Below are 13252 nucleotides of genomic sequence, written 5' to 3'. Positions count from 1 at the left end.
GTAAAAACCTCGTCTCACAGTTTCTTTAATAGTATCATTAACTTTAGTAAAATATAAAGCATCAAAATATGAAGGAGGCACTATCTTGAATAAAAAAAGAACGATAGCAGCATTGGCAGCGGTCACGGTATATATGGGCGCCACCGCAGCCATGAAAGCGATGATCAAGCCGCATAAAAGAGCGGTCAAGCCTTATTTCAGCAGCCGCTCACCTTACATCTTTGCGCACCGCGGCGGCATGCAGTTAGCTCCAGAAAACACGATGGCTGCCTTTAAGGAAGCGAAAGCCTTTCAAGTCGACGGCTTTGAAATCGACATCCGGCTGACTCAGGACGGAGAAATCGTCGTCTTCCATGATGCTTATGTGGACCGTGTTTCCGACGGCTCCGGAAAAGTATCAGAACTGACGCTTGAAGCATTGCGGTCGCTCGATGTCGGCTATCATTTCAAAGATGTCTATGGAAATCATTCGTTCAGAGGTCATCATGACGCTAAAATCGTGACATTGAAAGACTTGATTGAAGCATTTCCCGGCATGCGTATCAATATAGATATAAAAGACGCGCCGGACACTACAGCCGGCAGACGCGTACCGTCCCAACTGTATCAGCTGATTGATGCGCTCGACGCATTTGACCATGTGCTGGTCACAAGTTTTTATGCTGAACAAGTGCAGCGCTTCAAACATTACGCACAGGACCGTGTCGCAACGGGAGCAAGTCAGACTGAAGCCGCTAAAGCATTCCTGCTCTTTAAACTCGGACTCGGTCAGCTGTATCAGCCGGCGATTGACACATTCCAGCTGCCGGTGCACTACAGCGGCATCCGACTGGATAATCCCCGTTTCATCAGCTACTTGCAGCGCTATAACATAGCGGTCGGATACTGGGTGATCAATACCATTGATGAAATGGACGACCTGCTCACTAAAGGCGCTCATACGATTGTCACCGACCGGCCGGACCTCGCTTATCATTTAGTACAGGAAAAATACAGGAAGTAATGTGAATACCCCCCTCGCGTGCGAGGGGGGTATTGCACGGCTGTCCTCTTCTTTTATATGAAGCGCTTATCCTCCAGTGCTTTCACCCGGTAGATGGTAATCAATTTATAGTTGATTTTCTCTTCAATGTAAAGACCGTTTGCTTCTATGACACTGCTCAGTGACTGACCGACTCGGTCATACAAGTAGATGACCCCCTGCTTTTTGAGCACGCGCCTCAGTTCGGCCGTGATGGCACTTTTGTGATACAAAGACTGAAAAGGCACTGCAACTATCGCATAGTTCACTTTCCGGCTCTTATAAGGAATATGTTCAGGTTCAAGCAGCTTATAGGAGAAATGGGGATATAGATGAATGGCAGACTGCATCAGTCGCGGCGACTGATCCACATAGTAACCTTTAATCCCCCGCTCTTTATCTATACGGCTCAGTATACGGCCGTGATGACAGCCCAGACAGAGGACTTTCGCTTTAGCCGCAATATCATGCTGCTGTGTGATCCACTGTTCAAACTCATGGATCAGTACATTGTGCACAGCCAGCAGCCGGTAAACTTTCTGCGGCGGCAGCGTGATGAATTCGTTCCGTGCCTTCCATTTTCTTCTCAGCTGATCCTGAAACTTTTCCTCATTCATGTCAATCGCTCCTTATGCTGAACATGAACAGCCGCCGCCGCACTGGTGATCAGCTGTAAAGAATGGATTCCCTCTGTCAACTTTAATTTCACTCGATACCGCAGCTGATACGCTCACGATGACTTCATCAAGCAGCGTCTGTAAGGCGGTCTCAGCCTGTTTAGCAGCAGCGACCATTGGATGCAGGTCATAGGCCTTTTTGGCGCGTCTTGTCTCCAGCATGACCTCCATATAGTCCGGATGGTATCTGCCAAAGCGCATCACTTCATCGTAACGTTCCTTCAGTCTGATAAATCGTTTCCTTAACCGCTCAACTTCCGGGTCACATTGCATTTGCAGCGTATTATTTCTATAATTAATATAACTTTCACTGCTGAGAATCATGCGGTTGATGCCTTCTGCATAATCCAGCAGCTCAAAGATAGTCTCATCGTATACCATGGCACACCTCTTCCTGTTTCAGCAAAAATTATACCATAAACTTAAGGAGCATCCTATGCGCGAATTCAAACAGTCTATCGACCTGCAACTAAAAGACATCTTTGAGCGGAACAATCCAGCTGAACTGGCCGCGGTTATGACGCTGCTCTCTCAGTTCGACGGCCGGCCGAAAGACACGTGGCTGCAGAAAATCTATCCTTTTGAGATGGCCTTCTCCGGCGACACCGGCACTCTCAAAGTATCACGGACCGAACTGATGGATAACAGCCTCGGCATTCTGCACGGCGGTATCGTGATGCTGATGGCTGATACACTGATGGGCACGCTGTGCAATGAAGTTGTGCCGGCCGGCAAGCGGGTCGTCACTCATGAAATGACGACGTACTTCACAAAAAAAGGCACGGGTGCTGTCATCTCTGCCCGTGCCGACATCATTAAAAAAGGGTCGACCACTTATCTTGTGACCTGTCAAGTATTCAATGACGATGACTTAATTAGTTTTGCGACCGGCAGTTTCTTTCTTATTGACCTTCCGCCCGCTCGATGAATACAAGTGACGTATAACCACCTGAAATACCGCCGCCCATTTCGTTGAACTTACTGTTCAGCAGCTGCTCTCTATGTTCATCCGAGTTCAGCCAGCTGTTGATCAGACTCGGCACATCTTCAAAGTTATAAGCGATATTCTGGGCAAAATCTTTATAGTCAATATTCTCATCTTTCAGCTGCGTGCCGATATCATTCTCTACTTGAGTGACTACCTTCCCGCTTTTTCTGCTGAGTTCAGCTACCTGGAACTGAGCGGTATGATTGATGAGTTCATTCGTTGCAAGCGGTTTTCTGCCGTTAATTTCGCGCATGATATTAGTCAGCTCAAACATCGTCAGTACATTATTCGAATTAATTGAGATCTCATCAATTGTATGATCCAGCTGTTGCGGTGTCCGTTCAATGATTTCACCGTTATAGCTCATGGCATACGGCTGCATTTCGACGAGCACAGGTCCGGTCATATACTTCACCGCCATCACTTTGCTGGTCAGCCGGTCAACAAATACTTGGGCATATATATTCCCGTACTGCAGCAGCAGCTGTGTTTTGACATCGACTTCCGACAGTTCAAACCGGTACTTACCTTTAGCGGTCTTTATGACAGGCTCAGTATTGATGGTCGTGCCGTTAAAAATCTGCGCGGCATCCGCTGTAATTTTCAGCGGATATGTGTCAGCGGCTTTACCGGTCGCATAAATCATTACAATCCGCTTGTCTTTCACACCACATATATAATATTTATCGTGAAACTGAAAAATATAGTTGTCATAGCTGTATTTCGACGGATAGATGCGTTTTGGATAGCCGTAGCGGTCTGTAAAGTCATTAATTGACCTGCCGATATAGACACCGATGCCTTTCGTCAATTTCGGGTTGGCCGGCTGTGTGCTGTTATCATTGATCTGTTCCGTCGGCTTCGATACTTTTTCCGGGTTTTCAAGGACATCGAATTTCAGTGACGGTGAATAAAATAAATAGAACAGAAAAACGGCGGCGAACAGGACGGCCAGTAATTTTATCAGAATATTTTTCATAAGCGCCTCCTGGCCTTTTTATCATTATATTATACAATATTTACTCTGAAAAAAATATCTGATTGCAAGCCGCGTCATTTTGTCTTAAAATGAGAAGTGAGCATAACGAGGGAGGATTATTCAATGGTATTTGAAAATTCAGGAATTGAAAATATAGTTGCTGACCAGACATTGATTCAGCATGTAATGAATAAACATGGTTTTAATCTTGGCGGCCATTGGGATTACGAGCGTGTCACATATGACTTGAAATATCAGCTTGAAGAAGGCGTTTATTACTTGCGCATACCTGGCTATGCAGTTGACGGTGATGTCGGTGCGAAAAATGCCACGCTGCAAATGATGGATCCATATTTAGGTAAACATTATTATCCGACCGGTATTGAATACGGTGAAGATGAATACTTCCCTGAAGCAATGGTTGAGCATTGCAAACGTACAATAATGAACGTATATCATGATATCCGTGCTTTACTTGCTTAAGACGTGGTTGCCACGTCTTTTTTATTATTCACTTTGAGGTGCTGGAATGCTTAAAAAATGGCTGACGAAACGAACAATGACTATTGCATTAGTAATCATTCTTTTAGTGCTTTTTGTCTACTTTATACTACCGATCTCTATCCCGCTCATCATCGCCCTGCTGCTGGCTTTGATGATCGAGCCGCTGATCAGACGGCTTGAGCTGAAATTCGGCAGCCGTAAATGGAGTGTCACTACCATTTATTCATTGATACTTGGACTGCTGCTACTGTTCATCTATTTCTTTCTGACTAAGCTGATTCAGAATATTATTCAGCTCGCCACAGATCTACCGGCTAAGATGAACGGGCTCATTGATGCGTGGTCACATATTGAAGCGCGAATCAATACCATTCTACCGGCAAGCGTGACAACCGCAATTAACGACGAAGTACAGAAGTTCCTGCTCTCTATGAGAGATAGCATCGTTAGTTACTTCAATGTTGAAAATATTACCGGCTTCATTTCAGCACTGCCCGAGCTGCTTATTTCAGGACTCGTCTTTTTAGTAGCATTATTTTTGTTCATGCTGGAAATACCGAAAATCAAGCAGTTCTTCAGAAATCATATGTATGACTCGACCTATCAGAAGTCATTATTCGTCTGGAAGCGGATTTCCGGCTCTATCTTCGGTATGATACGTGCGGCATTCATCTTATCATTTATCACCTGGGTGTTCACATTCATCGGCCTGCTGTTCATTACCTTTGAAAATGCCCTCGTGATGAGCCTTGTCATCTGTGTGGTCGATCTGCTGCCGATTGTAGGGGCAACAGGAATCACTATTCCATGGGCGCTCTACGAATACTTTACCGGTGACCATATCATGGCGGTGAAACTGATTGTCCTTTCATTATTCCTGCTCGTGCAGCGAAAAGTGCTCGAACCTAAAGTCATGGGTAACGGTGTCGGCCTCAGTCCATTGCCGACTTTAATTGCGATGTACATCGGTCTTAAACTGATGGGCTTCATCGGCTTCTTCGTCGGACCTATCGTCCTTATCCTCATTCTGACTTTTATTGAATCAGGAGCGATTAAGACTAACTTTAAAATATAAAAAGGCCTTGACATTGTGTCAAAGCCTTTTTATATTTAGTGGCCTAATATCGCTTTAATGACTGACGTTGTTTCTCCGCCGTGATAGAACACATAAAGCAGCAAGTAGACGGCCACACCTGTAATCGCTGTAAAGAACCAGATGACTGAAGTGATCGGCCCGATTTTACGGTGCAGCTTAAGTTTTCCTTTCAGACCTGACCATATATTCACAAGTCCCATAATACCACCGATAGTCGCGAGATTGATATGGAATACAAGAAAAATCGTATAGTAAAGTTTGAGACGATGCGGTCCTCCGAAAGAAGTGTTGCCAATAAAAACCGTTCTAGTGGCATAGATGATAAAGAAGGTCAACGCGCAAATCCCTGCGATTAACATAATCTTTTTATGTGCTTCTATATTGCCTTTAGCAATCTGGTACCATCCAATGGCTACAAAAATCGCACTGATGACAATAAATGATGTACTGATCGTCGGTAAAATTGGTAAGTTCATAAGTTCTCCTATCTGAATTGATTAAAATATGCCTGCTCCTGACGGCGCCGCTCTAAACTTCTCATCGTTGTGTGTTCTTCATCTTTTCCTTCACTGTACTTCCAGCTGAAGAAGACATAGAACAGCATGACGGCAAAGAAGAGCTCCTGCAGTACTTTCATGATGACGCCACCTGTCTGCTGGTCTTCCAGTGAAGACATATTCGTAAAGTACTGAGGCCCCGAAATACCACTTGAAGCCAAAATGTTATCGAGCGTCCCTGATGGCACACATAAACTCATGGCGTTCATCCAGGCTTTAGGATCAGTGTACGTCTTGTACATCGGCTGCTGGGCAAAGATAATGAGTCCGCACGACGGCGTCAGCAGTACGCCGATCATAAAGATAAAGAGCATTTTCTGCAATCCGGAAAGCTGTGATCTCTGCAGCTGGCTGCGATTGAATACTGGGAACCACATCACAAAGGCTGTTACTGAAAGTAAAATCGTATATACTGCATGCAGTGCTGCATTGGTCTTAAGGAAATCAAGGACAACCGGCAGGTGATAGATGCTGAACAGTCCATTGAAGACCACAAGTGCTACGACCGGGCGCGTCATCAGCTGGAACACCGGCTTAATGACCGGACGCGAGATGATGTAATCAACGAAGTAAGCAGGCACAGCAAAATACAGCATCGGAATGACTAATAAATACAGCATTGCCATCTGCAGCATATGGAAGCTGAAGACGATGTGACTGAGCAGATCAATCGGGCCACCTTTTAATAAGTAGATGAGAACGACAGCGATCAGTAATAAGACCGTTTCACTTGCCTTCAGCAGACGATTTCCCGCTATGCCGTGTCTCCATTTTGTTACAGCCATAAAATACAGCACTGTTAAAAACACTACAATCAACAGGTAGTATGGACTCCAGTTCGCCATAAAACCAAATATAGAAATTGAGCTTAAACGACCCATACCATCACTCCATAAAATATTCTCACTTTATTATAAACGATAGCAAAGGTGAGACAAACGGGCAATAACGAAAATTCTATGTCAATTTAAAAACACCGCTGACAAGTCAGCGGTGTTTTTGTTGTTATTTCAGCGGTGAACCTAACCACATTAAGTAGAGCGCAGTGACGACGAATGTCATCGCAAGGAACATACCGAAAAGCATGAACAGCTTAGCAATATCATGTCCTTTATGCTTCATGTGCATGAAGTAGAAGAACTGAAGAATAACCTGTATTAACGCCAGTAATAAAATGACTGGCAGTACAAAATCTTTGCTTAAGCCGGCTGCAGTCATTGCAAAGGCAATGAACGTCAAGAAAATCATGACAGCGAATGTAGTGACCTGCATTCTCATTTCTTCTGTTCTTACGCGTTTATCGTACTCAAATCTTGCTCGGTTGAACACGGGTGCATGAACCGCTGCACTGTGTGTTTCAACAGTGTCTACGTCTCTTACTTTCACATGTTCAGTGACCTGCTGTTCGTTGATTACTCGTTTGTTTTCGTGATTTGTCATTATCCCAGCACCCCTAACAAGTAAACTACTGTAAAGATGAATACCCAAACAACGTCAATGAAATGCCAGTATAGAGAAACTGTATTGAATTTAGCAGCGTTATATACTGACAAGCCGCGAGAATTGTTTCTGACAACCAGCAGGATCATCCAGACAAGTCCGATTAATACGTGGGCACCATGTGTTCCGACTAAGAAGTAGAACGCACTACCGAACGCGCTTGATCTGAACGTATGACCTTGATGAATATATTCAGTGAACTCATAGATTTCAAGAGCCAGAAAGCCGAAGCCCAGTAAAATCGTGATGATAAACCATAATCTCATCTTACCGAAGTTATAGTTTTTCATGTGGTAAATAGCATAGACACTTGTCAGTGACGATGTTAACAGTAACATCGTCATAACAAATGCGAGTGGTAAGTGGAATAACTGTTTTGCTAATAAGTGTTCCTGGTTAGGTACATGGTCTTTCAGTGTCAAGTAAGTTGCAAACAATGAAGCGAACAATGCTGTCTCACCGCCCAGGAAAACCCAGAAGCCGGTCAGTTTGTTCTTTCCTTCCATCGATGCAGTTTCAGGATGGCTCGGCCATCTTTCAGCCGTCATTGGTTCTTCTACATGTGCCATTATTTCACACCTCTTTCATACTCAATTAACTCTTCTTTGGAGATATGGTAACCATGATCATCCATAAGAGAACGAGCAATCATTCCGCCCGCTGTAATCGCAAGGCCAAGGCCGATGATGAAAGGAGCCCATGGCTGTACTGGTAATTCCTTAACTGCTTCAATTGCCCAGTCTTTACCATCAGCGAAATACAAGGCACCGAATGCTGCTACAAATAATCCGAGTGATTGGATAAACGGAATAATTGAATTGTTAGGCATATGGATTTCACCTAAAGATTCAGCCGGTAAGATTTTACCGTCGCCTTTAGTTTTCTCCAGCCAGAATGCATCTAAACCACGTACTAATGGTGTTTGAGCAAAGTTATAGAATGGCACTGGTTGTGGTAATGACCATTCAAGCGTACGACCGTCGCCCCATGCATCGCGACCAACGCGAGGTGCTTTAGCGAATGTCATGATGATGTTGATTACTGTAATAATCACTGCTACGGCCATTGTTAAAGCACCGATAGTAGAAATCATGTTGAATAAGTCATAGCCTTGTCCTGGTAAGTATGTGAAGACACGTCTTGGCATACCCCATAGACCAAGGAAATGCTGTACTAAGAATGTTAAGTGGAAACCTGTGAAGAACAGGACAAAAGCAATTTTGCCCAGCTTATCGCTCAGCATCTTACCGAACATTAACGGCCAGTAGAAGTGAAGACCTGCCAGTAAGGCAAACACGACACCACCGACGATAACATAGTGGAAATGCGCAACGATGAAATACGTATCATGGAACTGGTAATCCGCTGGAGCAGAAGCCTGCATGATACCTGTAACCCCACCCATTACGAATGAAGGGATAAACGCTAGTGCATAAAGCATAGGTGTCGTAAATTCAACACTACCGCCCCAGACAGTTAACAGCCAGTTGAAGACTTTAACCCCTGTTGGTACTGCAATCGCCATTGTTGCTAAGGCGAAGATGGCATTCGCTGTCGGTCCAAGACCTACGGTGAACATATGGTGCGCCCACACCATGAAGCCAAGGAAACCAATCAGTACAGTGGCAAATACCATTGCTGAGTAACCGAACAATCTTTTACGTGAGAATGTCGGGATGATTTCTGAGAAAATACCAAATGCCGGTAAGATTAAGATATATACTTCCGGGTGACCGAAAATCCAGAATAAGTGTTCCCAGATAATCGTGTTACCACCTTGAGAGACAATGAAGAATCCTGTACCGAACATTCTATCGAAAATCAGTAAGAATAAACCGATAGTCAGTGGTGGAAATGCGAAGACGATTAGTGCACTGGCAACGAATGTTGTCCAGGTGAATAGCGGCATACGCATGTATGTCATACCTGGTGCTCTCATATTAACAATGGTTACAAGGAAGTTAATCCCAGCAATCAATGTTCCGGCACCAGAAATCTGTAAACCTAATGCATAGAAGTCAATACCATGACCTGCTGATGCCAGTGAAAGTGAAGCGTATGATGTCCAGCCGGCATCAGGTGCGCCGCCAAGTAACCATGATAAGTTCAGGAAGATTCCGCCGAAGAAGAATAACCAGAAACCTAATGCATTCAAGAATGGGAATGCAACGTCACGCGCACCGATTTGCAGCGGCACGACCGCATTCATAAATGCGAATAACAAAGGCATTGCTGCAAGGAAAATCATTGTAGTACCATGCATTGTAATGATCTGGTTGAATAGACCTGCTGATACAAAGTCGTTTTCCGGTACTGCCAGCTGGATACGAATGAACATCGCTTCCAGACCACCCATAGCGAAGAACAACCCACCCATAATCAAGTAAAGAATCGCAATTTTTTTGTGGTCAACAGTGGTCAAGTAATCCTTGACTGTTGCCCCAAATCCTCTTTTAGTCTGTGTAGACAATTGTGTAACCTCCCTTTAAACTTTAGTTCCCGACTTTTCGTTCCATTAAGTATTTCGCTAATGCATCGATATCGCTGTCAGAAACTTTGTACTGCCCAGCCATTTTATTTCCTGGTTTAACACTGTCTGGATCTTTGATCCATTTTTTCAAGTTCTCTTCGTTGTGAGTGAGGACACCGGCGATTCTTGTTCTGTCACCGAATTCTGTTAAGTTAGGACCTTTTGACCCTACACCGGTCGGCGTTACGGCGTGACATCCTGCACATGACTGCTTGAAGACTTTTTCCCCGTCTTTAGCGTCGCTGCTTGAGGCTACCGGTTTTTTAACTGCCTGCATATCGCTGACCCATTTATCGAATTCAGCTTCAGGAAGCGCTCTAACTTTGAAGTCCATCAATGCGTGAGAAGGACCGCATAACTCTGTACATTTACCATAGAACATATTGTTTGCTTCTTTAGCTTTCTTGTCATCAAAAATCAAATAGAATTTATTGATGTTTTCTACGTTCGTATCTAGTTTACCGCCGACAGCTGGAATCCAGAATGAGTGTTTAACATCTGCTGAATGCAGACGGAAGTATACTTTTTTGTCAGTCGGTACAACAAGTTCCTGAGCAGTGACAATCTTCTGGTTCGGATATTCAAACTCCCACCAGTACTGATGCGATGTCACATTGACAATCATCTGCTTGTTCTCACCTTTAGAGTTTACTTTGTCCATTGCTCTGACATCTGCAAGTTTAAAAGTAAGTAAGACAGTCGGCACTGCAAGGATGATCAGCAGGATAATCGGGAACAGCGTCCAGATGATTTCCAGCTTCATATTTCCGTGTACTTGTTTCGGCATAAAGTTTTCGCCAAGTTTACTACGTCTGCTGCGTAAAATCGCTAAGATGAAGACAACGATCACGACAATAATGACGAAGAGCATGATGAAGATAGAGAGCATCATCAAGTCGAATTGTTCTTTTGCTACTTCACCTGCTGGACGAAGTGTTGATAAGTAAGGCTTGCCACACCCTGCCAGCGTCATTACCAGCACAAAAATCAGGCTAAACAATTTTAAGTTCTTCAAATTGTTTTTCATTAAAATAAACCCCTCTTTCACTCATTCATTATTAAATCATTTGAACTAAAGTAACTACCACTATCATAACAAAAAAGAGCATTAAATAGTTTAAAGAATAAATAAACATTTTCATTGCCCATTTCTCTTCATTCAGTCCTTTTCGGAAGCCTGACAGTACCAGACCTAACCAGCCCAGATTGAGAAGAGAAGCTAATACGACGAAGACCGTTCCTAACTCTCCCATGAACAGCGGCGCAGGAATCAGCGCAAGCACCCATAACAGCATGCCTAGTCGAGTGCGGCTGAATCCTTTGACTGCCGGCAGCATCGGTATGCCTGCCAGACGATATTCTTCTTGACGCTTAATGGCAAGTGCATAGAAATGAGCAGGTTGCCAGGCAAACATAATAATAAATAGCATCCACGCTGTCTTTGACAATGACGGATCGATGCATGCCCAGCCGATTAATGGCGGCACAGCACCTGGAAAACTACCTACAATAGTGTTTGACACTAAATGACGTTTAGACCAGACGGAATAAAGGACGACATAGCCGAAAACCCCGAGAAAACCGATGACGCCTGTAGTTGTATTGATCATAAACAGCATGATCTCACCTGTAACAATGAGAAGGACAGCCAGCTTTAAAATACTGGCGCTGCTTATTTTACCGGTGACGCTCGGTCTGTTCATCTTGCTCGGCATTAATGCATCTATATCCTGATCATAAAAATTATTTAATGCACAACTCCCACCCATAATCAAAGTCGACCCTAAAAGCATCGTAATGACTTCTGGCATGCTGCCTAGAAATGATTGCCCGGTCATCACAATGGCAAGCCATGCTGCAGCGAATGTAGGAATCAAGTTACCTTGTACAAGCCCAAGTTTTATAATCGCTTTAACGTCTTTAATTGTTAACTTCTCATCAGCCACTGTAATGTCTCTGATGATCGTTTCATTTTGCATATCCACCCTCCTTTAGCACTACTGACGCATATAATAACAATAATAAATCAAAAACGTCACATTTTCTATACCATTTAAAAATAAAATTATGACATTTTCTCCTTGAACAGCTGCTGTCAAAGTTCATGGATGTGACACATTTACATATGAGAATCACTGTTATACTATTATTTAAGTGTATGTGTGGCAATTCGTTCTGATTCTCTTTTATTCTACCATATGTACTTATAACTTATAACTTGAATTTTAATGATTGTGATGATTATAGAGGTGAATTTAGTGTTAAAAGAAAAGAATTTAAAATGGCTGTCAGTATTCACGACTATATTGATGCTGATTGTCCAGATCGGCGGGGCGCTCGTAACTAAAACCGGCTCTGCTGACGGCTGCGGTAAATCATGGCCGCTCTGTCATGGTCAGTTTGTCCCTACGCAAATCCCGAAAGAAACATTGATTGAGCTCGCCCATCGCGGCGTTTCAGGGCTCGCTCTAATTTCTGTGACATGGCTGGTCATATTAAGCATTAAATATCTCGGCCATAAAAGAGAAACAAAATTTCTCTGCTTTATGAGTATCGCTTTTATCTTTGCCCAGGCATTGATCGGTGCGGCCGCTGTCATGTGGCAGCAGAACAATTTCATTCTGGCGCTTCACTTCGGAATTTCACTCATCAGCTTCAGCTCGGTATTTCTTTTAACGCTTATAATATTCGAGGTGGATCAGAAATTCGATGCGACGCAGATCGTCATTAAAAACCATTTGCGCTATCATACAATCGCCATCACCTGCTACATTTATCTTGTCATCTATAGCGGTGCTCTTGTCAGACATGCTCAGGCCAGTCTTGCCTGCCTCAGCTGGCCGTTATGCAGGCGCGGCACTTTCGCGCTGCCCGCTAACTTCTATGAGTGGGTGCAGATGAGCCACCGGACTCTTGCTGCTATTCTTTTTTTCTGGCTGCTCTATTTGTTCATTCATGCAGTGCGTCATTATCGACAGTACCGGGTGATTAAATTTGGCTATACTATCGCTTTCGCTTTAGTCTGCCTGCAGGTGACGACCGGCGCCTTGAGCGTCCTGACGATGCTGAATTTGAATATCGCGCTTTTGCATGCCTTGTTTATCACATTGTTATTCGGCTTGCTATGCTACTTTATTCTACTGATATCAAGAGCCCGACTAAGAAGCTGAATAAATCCCCGCGGCCCAGGAAGGACCGCGGGGATTTATTATGATGCTGTCTTATATGAATAACTTGTTTTTATCAACCGGGATATGGGCAGGATCAGCTTGGCGCATGACGTGAACTGAAGCTTCCACATGCATCTTTAATATAAACTTTTCTCGGCATGCCATTCAGCTCGAAGTAACCTCAGCGATATCCATCAATTTCTTTAAAAATATGCCGGCCGGACCAGCCT

The 13252-nt window shown here is 43.9% G+C and carries 15 protein-coding genes; 5 read left to right on the top strand and 10 right to left on the bottom strand.

Features of this window, described 5'->3' with window-relative positions; translation table 11 throughout:
* Nucleotides 1-85: 85 nt before the first annotated feature.
* Nucleotides 86-1003 carry a glycerophosphodiester phosphodiesterase family protein gene (locus KFV11_RS04140; protein ID WP_254250415.1) on the top strand — a complete coding sequence of 306 codons (918 nt, stop codon included), beginning with the start codon at nt 86-88 and terminating at the stop codon, nt 1001-1003.
* A gap of 53 nt (nt 1004-1056) precedes the next feature.
* On the opposite strand, the gene KFV11_RS04135 is transcribed toward KFV11_RS04140, so the two are convergent.
* A complete protein-coding gene (locus KFV11_RS04135; RefSeq protein ID WP_149458246.1) occupies nt 1057-1638 on the bottom strand; it encodes a class I SAM-dependent methyltransferase in 582 nt (193 codons plus the stop codon).
* A gap of 12 nt (nt 1639-1650) precedes the next feature.
* A complete protein-coding gene (locus KFV11_RS04130; RefSeq protein ID WP_149458245.1) occupies nt 1651-2079 on the bottom strand; it encodes a YlbF/YmcA family competence regulator in 429 nt (142 codons plus the stop codon).
* A 55-nt stretch (nt 2080-2134) separates the two neighbouring features.
* Between KFV11_RS04130 and KFV11_RS04125 the strand changes: the two genes are divergently transcribed.
* Nucleotides 2135-2626 (top strand): PaaI family thioesterase, encoded by a 492-nt coding sequence (locus tag KFV11_RS04125; RefSeq protein WP_254250414.1) that lies wholly within the window; start codon nt 2135-2137, stop codon nt 2624-2626.
* On the opposite strand, the gene KFV11_RS04120 is transcribed toward KFV11_RS04125, so the two are convergent.
* A complete protein-coding gene (locus KFV11_RS04120; protein ID WP_254250413.1) occupies nt 2601-3665 on the bottom strand; it encodes a CAP domain-containing protein in 1065 nt (354 codons plus the stop codon). The two genes, KFV11_RS04125 and KFV11_RS04120, sit on opposite strands and share 26 nt — an antisense overlap.
* Before the next feature lie 123 nt (nt 3666-3788).
* Here KFV11_RS04120 and KFV11_RS04115 point away from each other — a divergent pair, with 123 nt between their 5' ends.
* Nucleotides 3789-4148, top strand: a complete 360-nt coding sequence (locus KFV11_RS04115; protein ID WP_149458242.1) for a YugN family protein — start codon at nt 3789-3791, stop codon at nt 4146-4148.
* Nucleotides 4149-4194: 46 nt separating this feature from the next.
* Complete coding sequence (ytvI, locus tag KFV11_RS04110; protein WP_149458241.1) at nt 4195-5244, top strand: sporulation integral membrane protein YtvI; 1050 nt, start codon at nt 4195-4197, stop codon at nt 5242-5244.
* 35 nt (nt 5245-5279) lie between these two features.
* On the opposite strand, the gene KFV11_RS04105 is transcribed toward ytvI, so the two are convergent.
* From KFV11_RS04105 to cyoE, 7 genes are all read right to left on the bottom strand, one after another.
* Nucleotides 5280-5741 carry a DUF420 domain-containing protein gene (locus KFV11_RS04105; RefSeq protein ID WP_149458240.1) on the bottom strand — a complete coding sequence of 154 codons (462 nt, stop codon included), beginning with the start codon at nt 5739-5741 and terminating at the stop codon, nt 5280-5282.
* Between the two features lie 8 nt (nt 5742-5749).
* A complete protein-coding gene (gene ctaG, locus KFV11_RS04100; RefSeq protein WP_254250412.1) occupies nt 5750-6703 on the bottom strand; it encodes a cytochrome c oxidase assembly factor CtaG in 954 nt (317 codons plus the stop codon).
* A gap of 124 nt (nt 6704-6827) precedes the next feature.
* A complete protein-coding gene (locus KFV11_RS04095; protein ID WP_149458238.1) occupies nt 6828-7262 on the bottom strand; it encodes a cytochrome C oxidase subunit IV family protein in 435 nt (144 codons plus the stop codon).
* Entirely contained in the window at nt 7262-7891 is a 630-nt protein-coding gene (locus KFV11_RS04090; RefSeq protein ID WP_254250411.1) for a cytochrome c oxidase subunit 3, read from the bottom strand. Before KFV11_RS04090 ends, KFV11_RS04095 begins: the two co-directional genes overlap by 1 nt.
* Complete coding sequence (locus KFV11_RS04085) at nt 7891-9792, bottom strand: cytochrome c oxidase subunit I (protein WP_149458236.1); 1902 nt, start codon at nt 9790-9792, stop codon at nt 7891-7893. The genes KFV11_RS04090 and KFV11_RS04085 overlap by 1 nt, the downstream gene beginning before the upstream one ends.
* 22 nt (nt 9793-9814) lie before the next feature.
* Nucleotides 9815-10879: a cytochrome c oxidase subunit II gene (gene coxB, locus KFV11_RS04080; RefSeq protein WP_149458235.1), complete on the bottom strand. Its 1065-nt coding sequence runs from the start codon at nt 10877-10879 to the stop codon at nt 9815-9817.
* A gap of 31 nt (nt 10880-10910) precedes the next feature.
* The gene (cyoE, locus tag KFV11_RS04075; RefSeq protein ID WP_254250410.1) at nt 10911-11831 is read right to left on the bottom strand and encodes a heme o synthase; all 921 of its coding nucleotides are present in this window, start codon (nt 11829-11831) and stop codon (nt 10911-10913) included.
* Nucleotides 11832-12110: 279 nt separating this feature from the next.
* Between cyoE and KFV11_RS04070 the strand changes: the two genes are divergently transcribed.
* The gene (locus KFV11_RS04070) at nt 12111-13022 is read left to right on the top strand and encodes a COX15/CtaA family protein (RefSeq protein WP_149458233.1); all 912 of its coding nucleotides are present in this window, start codon (nt 12111-12113) and stop codon (nt 13020-13022) included.
* Nucleotides 13023-13252: the final 230 nt, after the last annotated feature.

This window comes from Macrococcus equipercicus, from assembly GCF_024205945.1.
Lineage (GTDB): Bacteria > Bacillota > Bacilli > Staphylococcales > Staphylococcaceae > Macrococcus > Macrococcus equipercicus.
The sequence above is the reverse complement of the archived record's forward strand: the minus strand, read 5'-3'. Positions and strand labels throughout refer to the sequence as shown.